The sequence below is a fragment of the Sporosarcina sp. USHLN248 genome (assembly GCF_037144575.1).
Classification (GTDB): domain Bacteria; phylum Bacillota; class Bacilli; order Bacillales_A; family Planococcaceae; genus Sporosarcina; species Sporosarcina contaminans.
The window spans coordinates 25,313-49,198 of record NZ_JBBCZC010000028.1 but is presented as its reverse complement, the minus strand read 5'-3'; the positions used below and the strand labels follow the sequence as shown (position 1 = coordinate 49,198).

At 42.1% G+C, this 23,886-nt stretch carries 18 protein-coding genes; 6 read left to right on the top strand and 12 right to left on the bottom strand.

Going from position 1 to position 23,886, the window contains the following annotated elements:
- Positions 1 to 223 precede the first annotated feature (223 nt).
- Entirely contained in the window at positions 224 to 706 is a 483-nt protein-coding gene (locus WFH04_RS12275) for a YusW family protein (RefSeq protein WP_336824346.1), read from the top strand.
- A gap of 63 nt (positions 707 to 769) precedes the next feature.
- Here the strand turns inward: WFH04_RS12275 and WFH04_RS12270 are convergent, their stop codons facing one another.
- The 3 genes from WFH04_RS12270 to WFH04_RS12260 form a co-directional block, all read right to left on the bottom strand.
- Positions 770 to 2,599, bottom strand: coding sequence for an ABC transporter ATP-binding protein (locus tag WFH04_RS12270; protein WP_336824345.1), 1,830 nt, complete (start codon positions 2,597 to 2,599; stop codon positions 770 to 772).
- Positions 2,580 to 4,322: an ABC transporter ATP-binding protein gene (locus WFH04_RS12265; protein ID WP_336824344.1), complete on the bottom strand. Its 1,743-nt coding sequence runs from the start codon at positions 4,320 to 4,322 to the stop codon at positions 2,580 to 2,582. Before WFH04_RS12265 ends, WFH04_RS12270 begins: the two co-directional genes overlap by 20 nt.
- A 378-nt stretch (positions 4,323 to 4,700) precedes the next feature.
- Positions 4,701 to 5,606, bottom strand: a complete 906-nt coding sequence (locus tag WFH04_RS12260) for a DMT family transporter (RefSeq protein ID WP_336824343.1) — start codon at positions 5,604 to 5,606, stop codon at positions 4,701 to 4,703.
- A 131-nt stretch (positions 5,607 to 5,737) separates the two neighbouring features.
- Here WFH04_RS12260 and WFH04_RS12255 point away from each other — a divergent pair, with 131 nt between their 5' ends.
- On the top strand, positions 5,738 to 7,393 hold the full coding sequence (locus WFH04_RS12255; protein WP_336824342.1) for a sensor domain-containing protein: 1,656 nt from the start codon (positions 5,738 to 5,740) through the stop codon (positions 7,391 to 7,393).
- A gap of 89 nt (positions 7,394 to 7,482) precedes the next feature.
- On the opposite strand, the gene WFH04_RS12250 is transcribed toward WFH04_RS12255, so the two are convergent.
- The 4 genes from WFH04_RS12250 to WFH04_RS12235 all read right to left on the bottom strand — a co-directional run bounded on the left by WFH04_RS12250 (position 7,483) and on the right by WFH04_RS12235 (position 11,741).
- Positions 7,483 to 8,073 carry a hypothetical protein gene (locus tag WFH04_RS12250; protein WP_336824341.1) on the bottom strand — a complete coding sequence of 197 codons (591 nt, stop codon included), beginning with the start codon at positions 8,071 to 8,073 and terminating at the stop codon, positions 7,483 to 7,485.
- 51 nt (positions 8,074 to 8,124) lie between these two features.
- Positions 8,125 to 8,571 (bottom strand): threonine/serine exporter family protein, encoded by a 447-nt coding sequence (locus tag WFH04_RS12245; RefSeq protein WP_336824340.1) that lies wholly within the window; start codon positions 8,569 to 8,571, stop codon positions 8,125 to 8,127.
- Between the two features lie 15 nt (positions 8,572 to 8,586).
- A complete protein-coding gene (locus WFH04_RS12240; RefSeq protein WP_336824349.1) occupies positions 8,587 to 9,333 on the bottom strand; it encodes a threonine/serine exporter family protein in 747 nt (248 codons plus the stop codon).
- Between the two features lie 275 nt (positions 9,334 to 9,608).
- Positions 9,609 to 11,741 carry a beta-propeller domain-containing protein gene (locus WFH04_RS12235; protein WP_336824339.1) on the bottom strand — a complete coding sequence of 711 codons (2,133 nt, stop codon included), beginning with the start codon at positions 11,739 to 11,741 and terminating at the stop codon, positions 9,609 to 9,611.
- 143 nt (positions 11,742 to 11,884) lie between these two features.
- Between WFH04_RS12235 and WFH04_RS12230 the strand changes: the two genes are divergently transcribed.
- The 4 genes from WFH04_RS12230 to WFH04_RS12215 all read left to right on the top strand — a co-directional run bounded on the left by WFH04_RS12230 (position 11,885) and on the right by WFH04_RS12215 (position 16,697).
- Positions 11,885 to 13,198, top strand: coding sequence for a short-chain fatty acid transporter (locus WFH04_RS12230; RefSeq protein WP_336824338.1), 1,314 nt, complete (start codon positions 11,885 to 11,887; stop codon positions 13,196 to 13,198).
- A 393-nt stretch (positions 13,199 to 13,591) separates the two neighbouring features.
- Entirely contained in the window at positions 13,592 to 13,933 is a 342-nt protein-coding gene (locus tag WFH04_RS12225) for a hypothetical protein (protein WP_336824337.1), read from the top strand.
- Between the two features lie 190 nt (positions 13,934 to 14,123).
- The gene (locus WFH04_RS12220) at positions 14,124 to 15,608 is read left to right on the top strand and encodes a DASS family sodium-coupled anion symporter (protein WP_336824336.1); all 1,485 of its coding nucleotides are present in this window, start codon (positions 14,124 to 14,126) and stop codon (positions 15,606 to 15,608) included.
- Positions 15,609 to 15,797: 189 nt separating this feature from the next.
- Positions 15,798 to 16,697 carry an SDR family oxidoreductase gene (locus WFH04_RS12215; RefSeq protein ID WP_381481448.1) on the top strand — a complete coding sequence of 300 codons (900 nt, stop codon included), beginning with the start codon at positions 15,798 to 15,800 and terminating at the stop codon, positions 16,695 to 16,697.
- Between the two features lie 44 nt (positions 16,698 to 16,741).
- Here the strand turns inward: WFH04_RS12215 and WFH04_RS12210 are convergent, their stop codons facing one another.
- From WFH04_RS12210 to WFH04_RS12190, 5 genes are all read right to left on the bottom strand, one after another.
- Complete coding sequence (locus WFH04_RS12210; RefSeq protein WP_336824334.1) at positions 16,742 to 18,943, bottom strand: YhgE/Pip family protein; 2,202 nt, start codon at positions 18,941 to 18,943, stop codon at positions 16,742 to 16,744.
- Between the two features lie 70 nt (positions 18,944 to 19,013).
- Positions 19,014 to 19,583 carry a TetR/AcrR family transcriptional regulator gene (locus WFH04_RS12205; protein ID WP_336824348.1) on the bottom strand — a complete coding sequence of 190 codons (570 nt, stop codon included), beginning with the start codon at positions 19,581 to 19,583 and terminating at the stop codon, positions 19,014 to 19,016.
- Between the two features lie 949 nt (positions 19,584 to 20,532).
- Positions 20,533 to 21,648 (bottom strand): DNA polymerase III subunit beta, encoded by a 1,116-nt coding sequence (gene dnaN, locus WFH04_RS12200; protein ID WP_336824333.1) that lies wholly within the window; start codon positions 21,646 to 21,648, stop codon positions 20,533 to 20,535.
- Positions 21,649 to 21,697: 49 nt separating this feature from the next.
- A complete protein-coding gene (gene abc-f, locus WFH04_RS12195; RefSeq protein ID WP_336824332.1) occupies positions 21,698 to 23,347 on the bottom strand; it encodes a ribosomal protection-like ABC-F family protein in 1,650 nt (549 codons plus the stop codon).
- A 409-nt stretch (positions 23,348 to 23,756) separates the two neighbouring features.
- Positions 23,757 to 23,876, bottom strand: coding sequence for an RAxF-45 family protein (locus WFH04_RS12190; protein WP_336824331.1), 120 nt, complete (start codon positions 23,874 to 23,876; stop codon positions 23,757 to 23,759).
- Between the last annotated feature and the right edge of the window lie 10 nt (positions 23,877 to 23,886).

Sequence of the window (23,886 nt, the reverse complement as noted above, 5' to 3'; positions counted from 1 at the left end):
TACGAAAATTCACGGCCAACAGGAAAGGGGGACTTTAAAAAATGAAAAAAAGTGAAATTGAGCGAGCTCAATTTCACTTTTTTCTTATTTAAAGCTAGTTATGTCCCAGCCTCTTTTTCAAACATTTTCTTACTTCCTTTGACTCAAATTCAGATCTCTATGGTTTAAATTTTTCCTTTCGTGGAAAAATGAAAATAGAGAATATAGAGAGGTCGTGAATCTGTTGAAGAAATTCAGCCTGTTAGGAACTTTCCTATTGGCATCCATCCTAATGCTATCTGCATGCGGAAAATCTGACCAAAAGAATAACAACAACACTCAAGAAAATGATCAAAGTACGGATAGTGTTACAAATGTTTCCGATGAATCTGGCGGCACCATTAACCAAGGCGACGGGTATGGATTCGATAAGTTCGACTTGGAAATCGAAGTGGACGGCAAAGATGCGATTGACGTGGAATACGACGTAGATAAGGATGTAGATGCTTCGTATCAAGATCAATTGACGAATATCCATTTAAAAGACACGGAAGCGATCGATAAGTTAGATGAGTTTTTCATGAAGCTTAAATTGACGAAAGATACTTCCGGTGAAGATGCCCGAGATGCCATTTTGGAATGGTTCGGCTTGGATAACTACTCCAAATTTGAATTGGAAGTTGATTTTGATGATGGCAATGAATTGAATTTCCAAGAGACGAAATAACAAGAAGAGACATTCTGGGTTTTCCAGATCGTCTCTTCTTCTTCTTCTGCTTTCAACGATTGCTCACACTTTCGATTCCAAAAGCATGTTGTAATAAACTCCTTGCCGCTCAATCAATTCTTCCTGGCTGCCTGATTCAATGAGCTCTCCTTGCCCCATTACATATACTGTATCAGCCTTCCGTACAGTGTTCAGCCTATGGGCAATGACAAAACTCGTCCTTCCTTCCATAAGCCTATCGAGCGCTTCCTGAATCTCCAGCTCCGTCACCGTATCAATGCTGCTCGTCGCTTCATCCAACAATAGCAATACTGGATCGGCAACTAACGCCCTCGCAATTGACAGAAGCTGTTTCTGACCTTGTGAAATCTCTCCGCCATCGGCTGTCAGCACAGTGTCATATCCATTTTCCAATCGAGAAACGAAATTATGCGCATTTGCCTTTTTCGCAGCTTCTATTACTTCTTCATCCGTTGCATCCAAACGGCCATAACGAATATTTTCCATAACGGTCGCTTCAAAAAGGAATGGATCTTGCAAAACAAATGCCATTTGGTTGCGCAATGTCTTCCGAGGGAGCTCGCGAATTGAAATGCCATCGATGTAAATATCGCCTTTATCTACTTCATAGAAACGCGCCAACAATTGCATGATCGTCGTTTTCCCTGCTCCGGTTGCACCGACGAAGGCGGCTGTCTCGCCAGGCTTCACGTGGAATGAAACATTTTTGATCGTATAACCATCTGTATCGACAGAATATCCGAAAGAGACATCCTTGAACTTTACATCTCCCGTTAAAATTGTATCCTCGTGCTCTGTCGCATCATCTTCTTCAATTGGTTCATCCATAATTTTAAACACCCGCTCCGCGCCAGCAATCGCTGAAAGCACTGTATTGAACTGGTTGGAAAGATCATTCAGTGGCCTTGTGAATTGACGTGCATATTCTGAAAATATGACGATCGTTCCGATTGTAACGATGCCGTTCCCTTTTAAAGCTAACAGTCCCCCAACGCCCGCCACAATCGCAAAGCTTGCGTTGTTTAGCATGTTCATCACTTTTGGAATGAAACCTGCATACGTCAATGCCCAAAAACCTGTCCTGCGAAGATAGCTACTTTTTTCGGCAAATTCGTCCATCATTCGCTCTTCCTGCGAAAATGCTTTGACGATCCGCTGACCAGAAATCGTTTCTTCAATCATTCCGTTCAATTCACCAACCGCTCGTTGCTGTTCCTTATAAAGCAATCCTGTACGGCGTGTAATCCAGCGAACCGCGATAAACATGACGGGCACGATAACCATCGTCAGCAATGTCAAAATCGGGCTTAAATATAACATGACCGCCAACGTGCCGACTAACGTCAAGATACTTGAAAACACTTGCACGAAAGAAGAGTTTAATGTTTGGCTGACGTTTTCAATATCATTCGTCACCCGGCTCATCAATTCCCCATGCTGTCTTCGATCAAAAAATGACACCGGCAGCTTTTGCAAATGAGAAAACAAGTCTGTCCGCAGCCGTAATACTGTTTTTTGTGCAATACCTACCATCCAAAAACTTTGGAAATAAAGTGCGAATGAAAGACCAACATAGATAGCAATTAGCAATCCAATTTTTCCTGCCAAGCCATCGAACTGCATTGGAATAATATGTAGGTCAATGATTTTACCAATTAAGAAAGGTCCTAACAACGACAGGACGGAACTGACAAACACTAATGACAGAACCGTAATGAGCAGGGCTCGCTGTTCATCGACTAATTTCCAAATTCTCCAAAGCACCGATTTCCAATCGCTTGCCCGCTCTACTTTTTTGCGGGACGGACCTTTAATATCCTCTTTCCTTATGATCGGTTCGTATCCGAATGGTTTACGAATGGTTCGCAACATCGATCACCGCCTCCTCTTCTGATTGAGATTGTGCGATTTTACGGTAGAGCGCGGATTGCTCCATCAAATCGGCATGCGTACCGTAACCGACTACTTTCCCTTCATCCAACAGAAGGATATGATCTGCGCCTTTGGCAGTTTGGATTTTCTGGGTAACGACTAACATCGTTGCACGCTCCCCTTCCAAAGCATCCCACAATGCCGTTTCTGTTTTAACGTCCAGTGCGCTCGTACTGTCATCTAAAATAAGTATGGACGGCTTCCGGACAAGTGCTCTTGCAATGGAAAGACGCTGCTTTTGCCCGCCCGATAAGTTGACACCTTTTTGCCCTACGCGCGTTTCATACTTTTTAGGAAATAAATCAATCGACTCATGGATTTGCGCCTTTTTTGCTGCCTCTTCCAATTCGTCGACCGGAGCGTCTGTATCTCCCCAGGATAAATTCTCCATTATTGAACCTGTAAATAAAATCGATTGCTGCGGGACAAGACCAATGGCATCCCGAAGCTCCTTTAGTGGCCAGTCGCGAACTTCTTTGCCGCTAACATAGATCTCCCCGTCAGTCGGGTCAAAAATACGAGGTATTAAATTAAGCAAAGTCGACTTACCCGCTCCTGTCGATCCCATAATCGCCAATTTTTCTCCCGGTGACACATGGAAGGAAACTCGATCCAAAATAGGTTCTGCTTTACCCGGATAATAGAAGGACACGTCTTCAAAACGCAAATCCCCTTCCAAGTCGATCATTCCAGAGCTTTCCCCTTGATGGTCTTCTAAATCGTCATTCGCCAACAACACTTCTTCCATCCGCTCAGCTGAAGCTTTTGCACGGGATAGCGAAACGATAATGAAGGCGAACATTGAGAACGCTCCTGTCATTCGCAGTGCATAGTTAACAATCGCGACAAGTTCACCGACTTGGGCATCTCCGCTCTGGATTTCCCCCGCCCCAAACCAAAGCACGGCCATTAAGCTCGCATTCATAATGAACAGCAGCACTGGCAAAATAAGCTCCATCATCCGCATTGCAGTCACTGTATTTTTACGCAATAAATCCGCTACTTTCGAAAAACGGGTTGCTTCGTAAGCGCCGCGTAAATAGGCTTTAATAAGCCTAACAGCTTGTAAATTCTCTTGAATGACCCGATTGACCCGGTCCAGACGTTTCTGCACTTGGGCAAACAAACCGACTCCTTTACGTGCCATGACGATTAAAAAAATGAGCAGAACCGGTGCGCCAATCAATAAATAAAGCGCCAATTTCACATTGACGACAAATGCCATGACGAGGCTTCCTACGACTAACAATGGAGCTCGCAGCATAATGCGTAGCCCCATGAACAAGACGTTTTGCACCATCGTAATATCACTCGTCAATCTTGTAATTAAACCTGAAGTTGGAAACCTGAGAAATGTTGCCATCGTAAAAGACTGAACTTGGCGAAACAACGCCTGCCTCAAGTCAAATGCAAAGCTTTGTGAAGCATGAGCCGCAAAAAAGGAGTTGACTCCGCCTGCGAAGAAAGCGATAAATGATAAAGCCATCATGACACTTCCCCATGTCCAAATGACCTTTACATTTTCAGCTAAAATCCCATCATCAATTATTTTAGCAATCAGCAACGGCTGAATTAGTTCAACAGATAGCTCCATCAACATTAATAGTAGCGCGATTACAATTAGCCATTTGTAGGGCTTGGCGTAAGAAAATACGGTCTTCATGTTACAACCCCCAAAAATCTTTCGGTTTACGAATTATATTTGTCATCATTATGCCACAGTTTAGACAATCTGTATAGCGAATGAAAGAATTTTTATTCACTTACAACTGTTCCGATAATAAAAACAGAATTGCAAAAGGAAGAACACCATTATGCATCCTCCCTCAGACTGTAGACAAAGTATTATTTCACTTTGTCAATAATCTTTTGAAGGTTTTTGGTTTGGCTTGAAAACGCTTGCCACATGGAAGGCAGTCTAAGTGAGCGACTTCCGCAGCACTTTAATTTCCGCAAGTAACGCAGAAAAGCTGCAAATCGAACTCTTCATTGTTCAATTCGCAGTATGTGAACGTTTGTCAAGAAGCCGAGAAGGAAGCTGTTATGCATCCTCCTTCACTTTACTCCCTGCCACTGATAAACCTGTAACTCCAACGAGCATAATGAGAGCACCTATCATCTGGTATGCACCTAATACTTGACCGAACCATAAAACAGAAATCACCATTGCTGTTAACGGCTCGAAGCTCGATAGTATGCTCGTTTCAACTGGAGAAATATATTTCATACTGCCAAGGAACAATAAAAAGGCGGCTGTCCCAACTACAATAATAAGTAAAAGAACGGCTGAAATTTTACTATCCGTTAATACATTGAGCTCTTTTGGGAAATTCATCACATTGAAAATGAATAGCACTATACCTCCAACTAACATTCCCCACCCAACGACGATCAATACGCCCCATTCATCCATAAGTCGCACAGGGTAAAGTGTATAAAAAGCAAAAGCAAATCCGACTGCAACGCCCCACAAAAGTGCCTCACTGGAAAGTGCGATGCCCGAAAACGTCCCATTGGTCAATAAAAGAAAAAGACCTGTTAGCGTAACAGCCATCCCGATGATTTGCGCAATCGGCGGCTTCGATTTTTGACGCAATGAAACGAAAAGGATAATATATATTGGTGCTAAAAACTGAAATAACGTTGCAATGACAGCATTGCTTGACTCAATTGAACCTACAAAAGTGAGTTGCACACCTAACATGCCAAAAATACCAAAGATCATCAGTTGTCTTAACCATACTTTATGGCGCAATGGCTGCAAGATAGCAATTCCTTTGATTTTTAAGGCAAATAGAATTCCTGCCCCTGCTAAAATGAGACGAATAATTAACATAAAGGAGATGGACATATGGCTTGCTGCCAATAGCCATTCAATCATCGGGCCAGTTGCTCCCCAGAGCATAGCGCCAAAAATAATCATCATAATGCCTTTTACTCTTTTCATTAAAAACACCTGCCAATTTCACGATTTGTTTACAAATTACATAGGTATATAGTAATTTTCCATAGATAGGATGTTTAATTGGCAAACTTCCTATATAATAAATACCATAACATCCGAAAGGGGACAGATAGATGAATTCGGCAAATGAAAAAACCCCGACAGAATTGCCGCATATCATGAAAGGTCTCGAACAATTTTATATGGTAACCCGTACGGATGGTGAAGGCTTGATAACCTATTCTAATAACAACTTCTTAGCAACAAGCAAATGGACACCAAAACGTATAATGGGAAAGTCTTTTTGGCAGATGTTTCCCGATAATGAGGATAACCAATTGGAAGCGCACACGATTTGGAATCGAGTTCTAAACGGCAAAACATGGTTTGGATCCATCGAAAAAATGACACGCCATGGCGATCCATATTTCGTTAAAATGCTTGCTATTCCAATAATGAATTCCAATAAAAAATTAGAATCTGCCACCTTCATCGAATTGGATATAACCGATGATGTGAAGTTGAAGGAACAGCTTCAGCAAATTGCGTTCCTCGACTTTGAGACGGGACTTATGAGCCGCCATAAATTAGAGACGATGGTAAACGAATTTATTCGGGACGATCGACATTTTTCTTTTGTTTATATTACAATCGATCATTATTATACACTCAAAGATTTGCAATCATATGATTCTGAGTCGATTTTAATACAAGAGTTCACGAATCGGTTAAAAAGATTTTTCCAAGATGAGCCGATTGCGCGGGTCGGCGTAAGCCAATTCGTCGTATTGACGTCTTTCGGCGACTGGTTTGTACAAGGCTTTCTATCTTTCTTGAAAGAGCAGCCGATCTATATTGACAATAAAGCACTTCCGCTAACAGTGAGCGGTGGCATAGTCCGTTATCCAGAGGACCAGCAAACATTTACACATCTAATTAAAGCGGCTTTAACCGCAACGAAAAACATTACAGACCAAGGCGGCGGCAAAATCGCATGCCTTTCGACGGAATCCCATGTCATATTGAATCGCCGTTCGAAAATAGATAAAAAAATGCTCACTGCTTTGGACCATCGTAATTTACAAGTCGTCTACCAGCCGCAAATGGATATCGCTACAGGTGAGACGACTGTTTATGAGGCACTAGTTAGATGGCAAGATGAAGAATTAGGCTATATTATGCCAGATGAATTAATACCGATTGCCGAAGAAAACGGACATATTCATGCAATTGGCGCATTCGTCATTGAAGAAGCGGCAAAAATGGCGGTCACTCTATCGAACAAGAAGCATGATGCCATTATTTCCGTCAATACATCCGTAAGAGAATTCAATAATTCTCAAATGCATGAAAAATTAACGAATATATTAGAGAAAACAAAGTGCCCTTCCAATAAAATCCAACTGGAAATCACTGAAAAGTTTGCTTTGCAGGCAGAGCAAGAACATTCAATTGTTTTGCAGATGAAAAAGCTGCAAGAAGACGGCATCCAATTCACATTAGATGATTTCGGAACCGGCTACGCATCGTTCCGTTATATGCAAAGCTTGCCGATTTCTAAAGTGAAAATCGACAAAGTCTTTATCCAGTCTTTATTAACAATGCCTAAAAACAAGAAGCTGGTCGAAGGAATGATTCTTTTCAGCAAAACAATGGGCTTTTACGTTGTTGCTGAAGGCGTCGAATCCGAAGAACAGTTTGAACTGTTGAAGGAAATGGGCGTAGATGCGGTGCAAGGCTATTATATCGGGGCTCCTGTCACTGCGGAGGAGATCTTTCAAAACTTATAGGCTAAAGCTAAATGAATTCCACATGATATAAAAAATGGCGAAGGAATGAGATTCATTCCTTCGCCTTTCTTCATGTAACCGAACGCCAATTATTTGAATTTACATTTCAATAAGTATACAATATCAAATTTTCCTAACTCATCCATACGATTTTCCATATCGCCGTAAAAACCGGTAGATAGAGAGCTGACACTCTCCTGTTCGTTTCTTGCATAACCGATATAACCTAATACGATATCTTCCTCGATCGAAATGGCATCTGATGAATTGCTTCCCCAAATGGCGCTCATTTCCTCTTTATTGATCATTTCCGGATTCCATCCAGTACCTATGTTGCCATCGCTGCTTATACTGACAGTAAAAGTGGCTGGATCGCTTTCTTGAGACATTCTTGATGTCGTAAAAATCATTGTTCCGCTATTTTTGATTTCCATGGATAGATGATTGACCTCGCCAATGAATTTACCTGCCTCGTACTTATCTACCCACACTTCCGCTTCTTTATAATGATCATCGGTTGTAAAATCAAATACAAAAGATTGTTCTGCTGTACTTGTAAGTATAGCTTTTTCCCTTTCAGACAACTTCGCTTCGGAAATGGAGTTCATCTGCAAATTTCTCCCACAGCCCACCAACGAAAAAGAAAGTAGCAAAATCATAAAAAAAAATACTTTTTTCAATTTGGTTCCCCCAATACCAGTTTTGTCATCTTAAAACGTACGGCTGTGATTTCAAGATTTGCTTTTTCTCATGCGCGTCCGGAACATCAGTTGAATGAAAACTTCCGCGAATACTAATCCCATCGCAATGGCACCTGATACCATGAAAGCCCGTGAAGCGAATGAAATAGCAGTGAGATAATCGTTTTCCACAATATGGCGCATTGCATTATACGCCATCCCCCCTGGAACGAGCGGAATTATACCTGCCACACTAAAGACGATCATCGGTGTTTTAAATCGTCTTGCGTATATATGTGCAACGAGCGCGACTACGAACGCACCTAAGAACGAAGATCGAACAGGATCTTCTGTCATCGTATTGAAAAGACTATAGACGAGCCAACCAGCCATTCCAACTAAGCCGCTATAGAGCAGCATCTTCCTTGGAGCATTGAATATGATGCCGAAGCCCGTCGCCGCAAGAAAGCTTAGAACCGCTTGAATAATCCATTGCACAACTACCACCTACTTTCAGAAAGACAGCACTAAAGCGACGCCCGCCCCGATCGCGAAAGCCGTTAAAAATGCCTCCGCCCCTTTCGATAAACCAGACATGAAATGCCCCGCCATCAAGTCCCGGACAGCATTCGTAATTAGCAGTCCAGGAACTAACGGCATCACACCACCGATTATGATTTTATCCAGCTCTGAACCTAACTGGAACTGCACCGCTAGATAACCGATCAATGCGACAAATAGTGATGCAATAAATTCTGCAAAAAATTTCACTTTTGTTAATTCCTGTATAAGCATTACAAAAGTATAGCCGATTGCCCCTGAAAGGACTGCGGCTGGAAAATCGGTCCAAATACCTTCAAATAGTATTAAAAAACTGCCGCTTGCAATACCTGCCGCCAAAATTTGCAACCAAACCGGAAATGATACATTCGCCTTTTCAATTTTCCGCAAACGATCATACGCTTCCTCCAATGAGTAATCGCCGGTAGATAATTTTCTGGAAATATCGTTGACAAGCGCTATTTTCTCAAGATCGGTCGAGCGATTTTTAATGCGGCTTAATTTTGTATGATGCGGACTGCCTGGTGATAATATGATGCCAGTTGGCGTTACAAAACTTTCGATCGAATGAAGCTCCTGCGTTCGAGCCATTCGTTCCATCGTATCTTCCACCCGATACGTTTCCGCGCCCGCTTCCATCATAAGTCGGCCAGCCAATAGGCAACAATCAATCGCTAATTCTTTATCAGTAGACAAGATCAGCCCCCCTTGTCTGTTCTATTTAACCCGCCTAAACAGGCAGCGTTATCTCTATCCGTAATCGCATAGCTCTAATCGGCTCAACAATCAGTCAGTAAAAGGCATAAGACCTTGTAACGCTCCCATTTGAAGTTTCACTTTACCCCATCTTATCGAAGCATGTTTAAAAACACAATATCGAAAAAGGAGCTGTATCTTTCGCTTTTTTAACAGTGATTGTCTTATATGAGTTGAACTCATAATTCAAAGAAAAAACGGGACAATTCGTCCCGTTTTCATTGTATATTCAATTTGCCCGTTTCTTTGTAAGTATCTATTTCATAACTCGTTATTTCGGAATGGGAAAGTGTATACAGATGGTTTCCGCTATAAATAATGCGCTGAATTTGCTTTTCCCATTCTTCATATTGCTGCCCCTTCGCTTTCCGCTTGATCAAATCACCCTTTAGGACAATTCCTTTTTCAGGTGTGATTTCATAAATCAACGCTCCCGAACCGATGTAATTCACTTCGTGATTTTTCTCGCCTTCCTCATAAATACTTGCAGGGAAACCGTACAAGTTTTGCTTCGGCTGCTTGAACAATGCTTTATGATCATATTGCAAAGGCGAATGCGTTCCCGAGCCGCCGATAATTGTTTTATCTTTCTCTTTCGGATTCGAAAAATCGGTAACGTCAAACAAAGAGAGTTTCATCCCTTTCGTCCGGATAATCGGCTCGCCGCCAGAAGGATTTTTCTCTGCGACAGTGTCATATCCAAAACCAATGAGATGATTTTCATCGATTGGATGCAAATAATTGGAGAAGCCCTCTATCTTTAATTCTCCTAAGACGGTCGGTTTCGCAGGATTCGCTACGTCTATGACAAATAACGGGTCAGTTTCCCGAAAGGTGACGATATATGCTTTCTCTCCCATAAATCTTGCAGAGTAAATGCGCTCCCCTTTTGCCATTCCTTTTACCGAACCAGTCAATTTCATGTTTTCATCGAAAATATATAAATGATTTTGCGATGGCCTTTGGGTGTTCCACATATTTCCTTCTGTCATTGCGACACGGAAATGATCATTATACTCATCCATCGAAAATTGATTCAACACTGTTCCTTTCATTTCAGCTGAACGTTGAAATGTTACATTGACACCGTCCAATTTATATTTAAAAAACGCTGTCGACATATTCTCCGGATTCCAAATCATCTTCTCTTCCATACCATTATTTTTTTCAAATTGCGTAGCTGTTAAATATAGATGATCCTTCGTCATGTACACGATCTCGCTGCTCCCTAAAAATCCTTTCGTCTTTAAAGTGCTTTTTGCAGGAGTCGATAAGTCGATTGCTGTAATAATGGAATAAGTAGGCTCAACAGCCCCTGGTAAAATCGAAATGTCTTCATAAGCCATATAAGATTTTGCTTTTTTCTCAGATGAATCATAAAGCGCGGGACGTAATTTTTCTCCTTCTAAATCTTCCATAATCCAATACATCGGCTGCATATTCGTTATAACATATAACAAATCACCTGTTTTACGCGCCGTGTTCATGTATCCTTCTGCGCCAATTTCCCGAATAAGCTGCGGCTTTGCCTTATCCGTGATCGAATACAGTCGAACTGTCGTAAAATGATCAAAATTGTAATAGCGTCTATCGTTTCTATCATTTTGTTCCATTTTACTTCCTAAGACGATTAATAGATCATCATGCAAAAACAATTGCATTGGGTTATAGCCTTCTTCTCGCTTAATCTCTGATAAGACTTTCATTTTTTGCGGATTGCGGATATCCGTAATCGTGATTTTTTCTCCTTGGCTAATCGCATATACATATTGGCCGTCTGTTTTGACGAAGTCCGCCTCATCTACTCCCGCTACTTGAACGTTTGTCGTTGAATGGTCAGAGCCGCTGATTGCCGAATCTTCTTTGGCGCTCGATTCTACTGATACTGAATTAGAGGATTCTTCTTCATACTCAATTGCATCCGTTCCGTAAAAGCTTTTTGCTCTCGCAAAATACGCCTCTAAATCTTCTGCAGATTGAACGGAACTGACCGAATCATAAACAGTGAAATCAATCTTTTTCTGTTTTAACGTTTTAAAGAGCTTGCTATGAACAGCCTCATCCTCCAAATTCAGCATATATTCATCAGCCTTTAGTCCATTCACTTTCAACGTTTTCCTATCTTCTGAAAGCTTTAATTCTGCATCTACTTTCTTATTTGCTGAATTTGTAATGAAAATATGCCCTTCATCAATCGCTTTTTTATTTAAAGCTGAAGAAAAATGCACCTGCCAACCATGTTCTGCTACCGCCACATTAGCAGCACGCACCTCTACTTTTTGGGACGCAAATAGTAACACAATGACTGTTGCAAACAAAATCGTCCCCAACCAAAGAAATGATTTTCTCAATACATTTCACCCTTTCGAATTCTCCCTTTTCACTATTAGACTGCTAACAGCCAATTTAGTTACACTCTTTCGAAAATGAAATATTCATAGAATATAAGGAATATGCTATTCTTGATTGGGGAAAAACGAAAGGGGAAATGTTTATGAAAACTCTCACAAGATGGTCAAACACAATAATGGAACGTTTCTTGCCAGATCCGTACATATTTGTAGCGATTTTGACTTTAGTTGTTTTTGCGTTAGGCATAGTTTTTACTGATTCCAATCCACTTGACATGGCCGTTCACTGGGGAGATGGCTTTTGGGAATTACTATCTTTTACGATGCAAATGGTTATCGTATTACTTGCGGGGCATGTTTTAGCAAGCAGTCCAGTTTTTAAGAAGGTGCTAAGTTCACTATCAAGTTCAGCAAAGTCACCAGGATCTGCTATTTTGCTCGTCACTGTCATTTCTTTGATCGCTTGTTGGATCAACTGGGGATTTGGACTTGTTATTGGTGCTTTGTTTGCAAAAGAAATCGCGAAAAAGGTAACAACCGTCGATTACCGGCTGTTAATCGCCAGCGCTTATTCGGGATTTATCGTCTGGCATGGGGGCTTAGGAGGTTCTATTCCGTTATCTATCGCAACGGCAGGTCATCCTTATGCAAATCATATGGGTGTAGTTCCTACATCCGAAACGATTTTTTCTACATACAATCTACTTATTGTCGGTATTTTATTCGTTACGGTGCCACTATTGAACAGATTTATGATGCCAAAGCCGAATGATACAATTACAATTGATCCATCGCTATTAGAGGATGAAACTGAATTCCAAAAAGAAGAACAGCTTACTCCCGCTGAGCGGTTAGAAAACAGCACAGTACTTTCCATGCTAATCGGTGCTTTGGGAATTATTTATTTAATTCATCACTTTGCAACAAAAGGTTTCGATTTGAATTTAAATATCGTCAACTTAATGTTCTTCACGTTGGGGATTATTTTCCACGGCACCCCGAAACGATTCTTAGCTGCCGTTGCCAATGCTGTTAAAACGACGGGAGGAATTATTATCCAGTTCCCGTTTTATGCAGGCATTATGGGCATGATGACTGATTCTGGTCTTGCTGCTGTCATGTCGGGATGGTTCGTCAGTATATCGAATGAAGTGACGTTTCCGCTCTTTACTTTCTACGCAGCCGGTCTTGTAAATTTCTTCGTTCCATCAGGCGGCGGACAATGGGCAGTACAGGCACCGATCATGTTAGATGCTGCACAAACATTAGGCGTCAGCTATTCAAAAACCGCGATGGCCATTGCTTGGGGTGATGCTTGGACAAATATGATCCAGCCGTTTTGGGCATTGCCTGCACTTGCGATCGCGGGATTGCGAGCAAAGGACATTATGGGCTACTGTGTGTTCATCTTACTTCTGAGTGGGATCGTCATTAGTGCAGGATTGCTCTTCTTTTAGTCGTTCTTCTTTCAAGCTTTGAATAAGTGAAAAAGACTAGTTGTCACTTGTTAAATGAGCACGTAGGGGAGGCGGGATCTATTGATAAAAAATAAATCCGTACTGATTATCTCAGCAATCCTTTTTTGTATATGCATATGTTTATATTTCCCGTTTCCTAACAACAATTCAGGAAACTCCTTAGTAGCGTTCATGTTCCTTCCGATCAAAAATGCGGACGGTTATATTATGTATGGCATTATAGGAACCATTTTATTGATCATCGCCTTGATCTTACTCATCATCGGGATAAAGAAATACTATTTCCGCCAGTTCTTTCCGTCTTAATCATCTACACAGTATTACCGGGGCTTCTTATATCGGTTTATCAAAATAATTTCGCGAGTGACATCTATGCAATATCATACGATCGAAGCGGCAAATGTGACTTTGAAACTGTTATTGATGGTTTATTGCACGGAAAAATGTGAGCTGGAGCTATTTAACCATTCAAGCGACACGGTCACTTTTCAACTAAATTTCTTGGACTCTCCCTTTGTGGAAGTTGGCTCGCAAGTGGAATCCCTCATGAATTTGAATGGTCCATATACGATCACAATTGAGGGGAAGCGTACGAGAACTGTCAAATTACAGGAACTTATAGATGTATCAGATGTTTTTAGACCTATTAATAACGCCTATTCAAGAAATATCCATATCACAATAGCTGATGGAGCTAAAACCCGCATTTTATAATTACAGATCATCTATTATATATCCGCAGCGTCCTTTTCGGGCGTTGCGGTTTTTTTCTGAATCAAACAAGTGCCCCTATTCCCTCCCTGTTTTCAAATATCACCGAACGGGTAATCTATACGACAGATCATGCTTTGCCAATCACATTGTCACTTCAAACTCAATAAATAGAGAAAGGGATTGAAACTTCATGGTCAAAACTGCAGCTACCGAAAAGCCCAAAAGGAACTTGAAACCAATATGGATTGCTCTCGCATTTATTGTCATGATTATCATTGTCCTTTTGCCGACACCTCATGATTTACCGGTTATGGGACAGCGCGCATTGGCTATATTGGCTTTTGCAGTTATTTTATGGGTGACCGAAGCTGTCTCTTACCCTGTAAGCGCTGCGATGATTATCGGTCTCGTCGCCCTTCTAATTGGATTTTCCCCAGATATTGCGAACCCAGATACAATTGTCGGTACGAAAAACGCTCTAACAATGGCGTTGGGCGGCTTTTCAAACTCTGCCGTTGCATTAGTTGCAGCTGCACTTTTCTTAGCTGCTGCCATGCAGGCGACCAATTTGCATAAACGGCTCGCTTTGTACATTTTATCGAAAGTTGGCGTGAAAACGGGGGCTATCGTTTTCGGGGCCATTTTAGTTTCCATTATTTTGGCATTTTTCGTGCCAAGTGCAACCGCAAGAGCAGGTGCAGTTGTTCCAATTCTATTAGGCATGGTGGCCGCTTTCGGCTTGCCGCATAATAGCCGGCTCGGTGCATTACTCGTCATAACAGCGGCACAATCCGTTTCCATATGGAATATCGGAATCAAAACGGGGGCGGCTCAAAATATGGTTGCATTAGGGTTTATCGAGAAAGAATTTGGCGTATCGGTCGCTTGGAGTTCTTGGTTCTTATATGCAGCACCTTGGTCGATCATTATGTCCGTCGTTTTATATTTTGTCATGATAAAGCTCATAAAACCCGAAACACAAGTCGTTGAAGGTGGAAAAGAATTGATTGAGGGGCAATTAAAAGAGTTAGGTCCGATAAAACCAGCGGAAATTCGGCTCATCGTCATTTCGCTAGCACTTCTATTCCTTTGGGCGACCGAGGAAAAACTTCACCCGTTGGATACAACGACCGTTACATTAGTGGCGATTGCAATATTGCTTACACCAAAAATCGGGGTGTTCGATTGGAAAACGGTAGAGCGTCTCATCCCTTGGGGAACGATCATCGTCTTTGCGGTAGGAATTGCTTTAGGAACTCTCTTATTGGATACAACAGGTGCCCAATGGTTGTCAGACAAAGTGTTTGGAGCTATGGGACTCGATCATATGCCGCTGATTGCAACAATCGCTTTACTTTCGTTATTCAATATTTTAATTCACTTAGGATTTGCGAGTGCCACGAGCTTATCATCCGCTTTAATTCCAATTTTCATTGCATTGGCAACGACGATTGCAATCGATGTCAATGAAGTCGGATTCGTCCTCATCCAGCAATTCGTCATCAGTTTCGGCTTCTTGCTGCCAGTAAGTGCACCGCAAAACATGTTGGCATACGGAACCGGTTCATTTACCGTAAGAGACTTTTTGAAATCCGGTGTACCATTGACAATCATTGGCTATTTGCTCATATTGCTGTTCAGTGCGACGTACTGGAAATGGGTCGGATTGCTTTAATGAATAAAGGAACCAAGACAGTCAATCCTCTACTTGGTTCCTTTTTTGTTTATAAACAAGCATAACAGTATTTACCAACATTTCAGTTAAACCGCGCAGGTTTATCCCAACCGATCAGCCGCCTATTTTCTTTGTCTTATGCTATTTGTTTTTATGCTACGAAAAAGGGAATACCAAATTATAGCTTATATGATGAAGGAGGAAGCAGAATTGACAAACGACAAATTCGAGAAAAAAGACCAAGTGCCACCACAAACACAAAATCATCAGCCTGGTGTAGAAGCAAAAATGAATCCTGCCCCACTGTATGATGACGAAAATTATAAAGGTTCCGGGAAACTTTCTGGGAAAAACGCTTTAATTACCGGCGGAGATAGCGGCATCGGACGAGCAGTTGCAGTTGCATTTGCGAAAGAAGGAGCCAATGTTGCGATTGCCTATTTGGATGAAGTGGAAGACGTCGATGCGGATCATACAGTAGAACTTATAAAAAAATACGGCGGTAAAGCGAAAAAGATTAGAATCGATATTAGCGAAGAAGAAAACTGCGAAAAACTAATCGATGAAGTCATCACTGAATTCGGCAGTTTGAACATTTTGGTTAATAACGCCGGCAAACAATTCCCGCAAGACGATATTGCTACTATTTCAGGAGATCAGCTGAGAGAAACTTTCGAGACGAATTTCTTTGGGCTGTTCTTTTTATCCAAAGCGGCTTTATCACATATGAAAGAAGGAGATTGCATTATCAACACTTCTTCCGTAACCGCTTATAACGGATCCCCGGGGTTGATCGATTATTCAGCGACGAAAGGAGCAATTACTACTTTCACTCGTTCCTTAGCATTGAATTTGGCAGATAAAGGGATACGCGTAAATGCAGTTGCACCCGGACCGATTTGGACGCCGCTCATCCCAGCGTCTTTCGATGCCAAAAAGGTTGAGCAACACGGCTCCGATACACCTGTCAAACGACGCGGCCAACCAGCTGAAAATGCGCCAGCCTATGTGTTCCTTGCTTCAAATGACTCAAGCTACATGACAGGACAAACAATCCATGTTGACGGCGGAGACTATGTAGGCTCATAAAAAAGCGATCCGATGGACATTTTCCGTCCACGGATCGCTTTTCATTATGCTTCTACTGTTTCTTTTGAATATCTTCTTTTGAAAAGTAAAGCGAAATAACCGAAAGTAATTAATAAACATGCTACTGTAAAACCGATCAGTACACCATTATTCGCCCACAGATGTGCCATATCCCCAGTAGAGATCGACGCTTTAAATGCTTGGACCGAATACGTCATCGGCAATAATGTATTGAAAACTTGAAGCGGTTCAGGAATTAATTCCAATGGGAATGTTCCTGCACTCGTCGTCAATTGAAGAATCAACACAAGGATTGCCATAAACCGTCCTGCATCGCTGAACATCGATACAAGCATTTGAACGATTGCAATGAATGTAAAGCTTGTTAAGATTGCCGTCACAATGACCATCGGCATATTTACCGTTTCCATATGAAGCGCAAACTTAATAATGAGTACTGCGACAAGCGCTTGGATAATGCCTACAATCGTTAAAACAGATACCTTACTTGTAAACCATCTAAATGGACCAGTCGGAGGCATTGCCGGTTCAACCATCGGGAAGACGATCGATAGGAGCAATGCGCCTACAAATAGCCCTAAAGAGATGAAATAAGGTGCAAAACCTGTACCATAATTCGGCACTTCATAAATGCCTTCCTTGTCGACTTTAACCGGTGCTGATGCCATTTCATAGGTCTTTTCGTTAGGGTTTACTTCGCTTGCTGTTTCATTTGCTTCAGATAATTTTTCTTGCAATGTAAGAGTACCATCATTTAATTCTTTCATGCCATCCGTCAATTTCGAAGAACCATCCGCAAGCTCTCTTGATTTAGAGGCTAGCGTGCCTGTTCCTTCCTGCAACGTTCCTGTACCAGCATTCAATTCGTTCAAGCCAGCTGATAGATCGGAAGAACCTTTTTGCGCTGCAGCTACACCTTCTGCAAGGCTGTTTAAGCCCGCTGCCAACGCGTTGTTTCCTTCTGCAAGCGACGCTGCACCACTCGTTAATTGAGCAGATGAACCGTCCAATTTTTCAAGCCCCGCAAGTGCTTGCGCATGTCCGTCACGCAATTGTCCAGCAGCCCCATTCACTTGGGACGCGCCTTCTTGAAGCGCTGCCGTTCCAGAAGATAATTCCGTCATGCCGCCGGACAATTCTGCACTGCCTTGCTGCAATTGCTGCAGAGCTGCTTTCAAGCCCGCTTGCTGCTCTTCAGGTAAGGTAGCTATGATTGGAGATAATTGCTCGGATAAATTATTAATGCCTGCATTGACGCTTTTTGCACCGTCAGTCAGTTTATTCGCAGCACCATGTAATGCGCCTGCCTTCTCACTTAACGTACCGACTGCCTGGCCGAACTCTTTTTCTTTTTGGCCTACTTGAGCATATGCCGCTTTCAACTGCGCTACGCTCTCCGTATATTGCGTAAGGCCTTGCTGTAAATTCGTTGCCCCGCCTGCCGCTTGCTTCGCTCCTTTTTGAAGCTCCACTGCACCTGCTGACAATGTACCGATTCCTTTATTCAATTCATTGGCGCCTTTAGCTGCTTCATTCGTACCTTTTGCAAGCTCAGCGGATCCATCTTTCAACGTAATCGTGCTTGCGGCCAATGTTTCAAGATATCCTTTCAGATCCTCTGTTCCATCAGCTAACTCCGAAGCACCATCGAGCAACTTCTGTGTACCGTCCGCTGCTTCGCCAAAGCCATCGCCCATTTCTTTTATGGAATCAAACAATTGCTCTGCATACGTCGCAGTCACTTCCTCATTCACTTTCATCCGTATCCGATCCATCGCCGTTTCACCAATTTGAGCGGAGAGGAAGTTAAATCCTTCGTTCGGTTTATAAATAATCGTCATTTTTTCCGGATTATCGTCTAAAAGTGTTGTTGCATGTTGTGAAAAATTCTCCGGAATTTCAATTGCAATATAATATTTCTGCTGTCTTAAGCCTTCCTCTGCATCCTCTCTGGACAGCACATGGAAATTAAAATCGCTACTATCCTCTAACTTACTAATTAATTCATCGCCGAGCGCCAACTGTTCTCCGTCCATCTCGGCCCCTTCATCCATATTAACAATTGCAACAGGCAAAGCATCCATATTTGCGTATGGATCCCAGAAAGCCCATAAGAACATGCCTGCATACAAAACTGGAATGAAGAGAATCGCGATCATCGGAACGAGCATTTTACGGGAACGCAAAAGCTGTTTCCACTCGGCTCCTGTCATTGTTTTCTTCATTGTCATTCCTCCAATTAAAACTAAGTGACCGTAATAGTTTTATGGTCATTATGCGATAAAAAAGAAAGTCTCAGGCTAAGAGACCTTTAAAAATAGTAGCGCTCAACAATCCTGCGATCCGTTCTTCGGACAATTCCTCATCATGTGTTTTGCCCCAATCTACAACAAATGCAAGATACGCCTTAAAGATAAGATACGCCACTAACTCCGTATCACAAGGTTTGAGCTCACCCTTCTCGATGGCGCGCTCGATTTTCGCCCGCACATAAGAAACGATTTCCTGCTCAATGGTAGATAGCACTTCGATGACAGCTGGCGTGCGAAGTTCTTTTTCTTCGTCGATTAATTTTGCATACAGTAGATGCGTTTTCCTAAATTTAAGCATTTGCATCAATCTCGCATGCGCGTTTTGCTCAAATGAAGCTCCTTCTACTGCAACAGCGTCCGACACAGCTCGCATTTCTTCAATCATTTGAAGTACAATGGCATTAAAGAGTTCTTCTTTATTCGCGAAAAACGTGTAAATCGTCCCTTTGCCAACATTTGCTATTTTCGCCACTTGATCCATTGTCGTCGCTTTATAGCCGAACAAAGAAAAAGATTTAGCTGCCGCTTCCAATATTTCTTGTCTGCGATCCAATTCTTCACCTCCAGAGTCATCATCGACTACAACTGACCAAAATACTATTTCGGTCATCTGGTCAATACTATACACAGCTTGAAAATAAATTGCAAGGCTTTTTCTTGTATTTTGGAATAAAATTCTACTATCCATCTCTTTTATATCCGCTCCGGCGCTGGCGGATGCCTCCTGCATCACAGAAACGCATAACCTGCGATCCAACACGCATAAATTGCTTTTAAAACGCATAATGCTCTCACAGCTCGCGTAAAACAGTACAGAAACTCATAATTCATATCTGCCACGCATAAAACTGGTTTGCCACGCATAACAGCATCCTACATACTCATAAAGTCTGCTATTTTCCATCCCTTTTATAATCCGCTCCGGCGCTGGCGTAGCTTCTCACCATAAGTCTCGTTAGCGTTCGTACACAAACAGTCTTATGCTCCGCTGCCGCTTGGAAGGTGCCTACGCTACTGTCACTCCTGCATCACAGAAACGCATAACCTACGATCCAACACGCATAAATTGCTTCTGAAACGCATAATGCTCTCACAGCTCGCATAAAACGGTACAGAGAAACATAATTCATATCTGCCGCGCATAAAACTGCTTAGCCACGCATAACAGCATCCCACATACTCATAAAGTCAGCTATTTTCCATCTCTTTTATAATCCGCTCCGGCGCTGGCGTAGCTTCTCACCATAAGTCTCGTTAGCGTCCGTACACAAACAGTCTTATGCTCCGCTGCCACTTGGAAGGCGCCTACGCTACTAAATTTATAATGTCCCACGATTCGATACGCATAAAACTGGTTTGATCTAGTAACGCTATCCCACTGTTCTTAAACCTTTAATTTGTCAAAATCATTGATCACGCCATTACAACTCTCCCATCCGCGAACAATAACTAAAACCCCCTAACTAAAAAGTTAAGGGGCAATTATTCGTTTATAAAAAAAATCAATGTGCTCTCCGCGGTGAGATAAGCTGCAAATACGATGGATTATTTTCCGATTTCAATACAATTGGTTTCATATTTCCATTGAATTGCATTGTAATCTCCTCTTCTTTTATTCCTTTTAACGCTTCTATAAGATATCTTCCATCCAATGTAATCGAAAAGTTGGTTTCTCCTTCGGTATGCACCTTTTGGTATTCTTCAATCATGCCGATTTCTGTAGAAATGGAAGTAATTTTGATGGAGTCACCATCGCATAGTCTTAAATTGACGTCGTTGTGCTTCGATGATCCTGAGAATATACATGCTCGTTCTACTCCTGCAAGCAATTTTTTCCTGTTTACTTTCACCCTTGAGATAAATTCGTTTGGAATCAATGCCCTAATGTCTGGGTAATGTCCTTCAATCAGCACCGATAGAAGTGTTGTATTATTAACTTTTATGGCAATCAGGTTACGATCGTGAGCGATTTCAATGACTGACGCGTCAGCTTCCTTTATATTCAATATCTCATTTAGGCAGTAGTCTGGCACAACTATGCTTTCCATATGTTCTGAGTGAACTTGCAGCATTTTTCGGGAAAGGCGGTTTGAATCGGTCGCTGTGAGAATAAGTTTCCCTTTTTGGAACACAAACTGTACACCTGTTAGCACTGGTTTGCTGTCACTTTTAGAAACAGCGAATAACGTTTGCTTAATCGCCTCTTTTAAATCTCCTAATGTCATTTTCACGTTATACGATGACTGAAAAGCTGGGAGTTTGGGATATTGTTCAACATGTAAACGATTGAGCTTCGTTGTAATGTCTCCAGATTTAATGATGACAGTGCTTTTCTCGCTCGCATTTAATTGAATTTTTCCCGGAAATTTTTTAAGCAGTTCATTTAAGTACTTAGCCACTACTACGATGCTGCCTTCTTCAATGATTTCCCCATTCCCCTCAATCGGAATCATCTTTTCCATAAACATTTCTGAGTTGCCGCCAGTTAGCTTGATTGCGCCTTTTTCCGCCTCAATCTTAATTCCTGAGAGGATTGGGATAACGCTTTTTGTTGCGCAAACCTTTTGAAGGTCAGAAACTGCAGTTGATACTATCGAATGATCTACGATGAGATTCATGTATTGGCTCCCCCTTATTCACTTACAATTTTCTATAACTCAAAATAACTCATTGCCCATTCCCGCTATCAACAACACGCAGTTCTTCCCACTTCGCTCGCGCCCAATCAAACGGTCCTTCAAACAGCGTCAAGTCCCCTTCTTCAAGCCACGCTGTTCGGGTGAATAATTTATTTAAAAAGTAACGGTCATGAGATACTGCCAAAATCGTCCCTGTAAAATCTTCCAATGCATCTTCAAGTACCTCACGGGATTCAATATCGAGGTGGTTCGTCGGTTCGTCCAATAAAAGAAAGTTCACGTCTTGATGCATAAGCTGTGCTAGACGTAGCCTCATCCTTTCCCCGCCGCTCAAATCGCCCATCCGCTTGAATACATCGGGCCCATAGAACATAAATTTTGCTAAAATATGTCTCGCTTCGCCCTCTTCCACACTAACCTCTTCCCGAAATACATCGATTAGGCGAGCCTTCGGATTTTTCACTTCAAAATGTTGCGAAAGATAACCTGTTTTTACATTGCTCCCTAATTTACATGTTCCTTCATCTGCATGCAGTTGACTTGTAAGCAATTTCAAGATCGTTGATTTGCCGCTGCCGTTTTGACCGACAATCGCCGCCCGATCCTTCCAATAAATATGCAAATCCGCATCAAACAAAATTTGTTGCTCGCCGAACGATTTGCATACTCCTTCCATGACGACGACCTCTTTCCCGCTGCGATCCGATGCTTCAAAAGAGAGTGCCATTTTCTTAGGATCAATGAGCGGCTTCCTAATTTTCTCCATCCGTTCAAGCGCCCGCTCCATATTGCGAGCTTGCCTATGCAGCCCCGCATTCGGTGGATTTGCCTCATTTGCCCATATTTTTAACCGTTTGATCGCTTCTTTCATTTTCTTGATTTTCTTTTGTTGTTCTTCATAGTCCTGGAATTCCCGCAGCAGCCGCTCCTCTTTTTGTTGAGCAAACGAGCTGTAGTTGCCATGATACAACTGCAGTTCTCCTTCTTCCAAATCTGCTATTTTACCTACAACGCAATCTAAGAAGGCTCGGTCATGCGACACGATGACAACTGTGCCATCATATTCCGACAAATACTGTTCAAGCCATTCCACTGCGAATAAATCCAAATGATTTGTCGGCTCATCTAACAATAATAAGTCAGGATTCGACAAAAGCAGTCTGCCTAACATCGTCTTCGTCTGTTCTCCGCCGCTCATATCCGCAAAGTCTCGATCGACAAACTTCCTTAATTGAAGTCCGTTAATGACTTTTTCAATTTCCGAATTCATTGCATAGCCGTTTCGTTGGATGAATGTTTCCTGCAACTCGCCATATTGCGATAGCAGCCGCTCCATTTGCTCTATCTCCGCACTTGCCAATTTCACTTCCAGTTGTTGAAGCTTCTTCTCTATTTCAATCAACTCTGTAAATGCACTTTTTAACACGTCATGGCCCGTCACTGGATGATCGAAGGTCGGGATTTGCGATAAATACCCGATTTTCGTTCCTTTTTTAAAATGAATTGAACCGGAATCTACTTGTTCTATCCCCGCAATCAATTTAAATAAAGTCGTTTTTCCGCTGCCATTCCGTCCGACGACTCCCACTCGATCGCCAGTCTGAATTTCTAAGGATAAATTTTCAAAAATTATATTGCCGCCTAACATCTTGCTAACCTTCTGTATTGTACAAATCATTATTTCCGCTTCCTCTCATTCTATTTTCACAGCTGAGAGAGCACAAAAAAAGACTGCGTTTAAGCAGTCTTTCACTGTTGACAAGTGCTCGCATTCTTCGTTGCTTGGATTCGTTGTAAGCTCATGAAATAGAGTTCGATTCGCTTCCCGCGGGCTCGCAGGAAGTGAGTCATGCAACCGTTGCCAATCGAACAGCGAAGGGTTCGATTTGCCTTAATTTCTGCGTTCTTTGCAGAAATAAAGGCACCTATAGGATGTGGAGCTTTTAGGTTGCCTTCCCCGACAAGCGCTTTCAATCAGTCTGAGGAACGCACCAAAGAAAACTGAGATTGTCTACAATATTTGACTGCCACTGAGCAATCCCTTCCTACTTCAATAGTAAGGAATGATGTGCTAAACAGCTGTGTGATTACTGAAATTGTCTAAAAAAGGGCATACGTATCCCGTTGACGGCAATTTCATGAGTAATCGCACATGAAGTGGCTAAATATTCCAATAGACTTTCACGTGCATACACAGTGTCCAACATCATTCCTCAC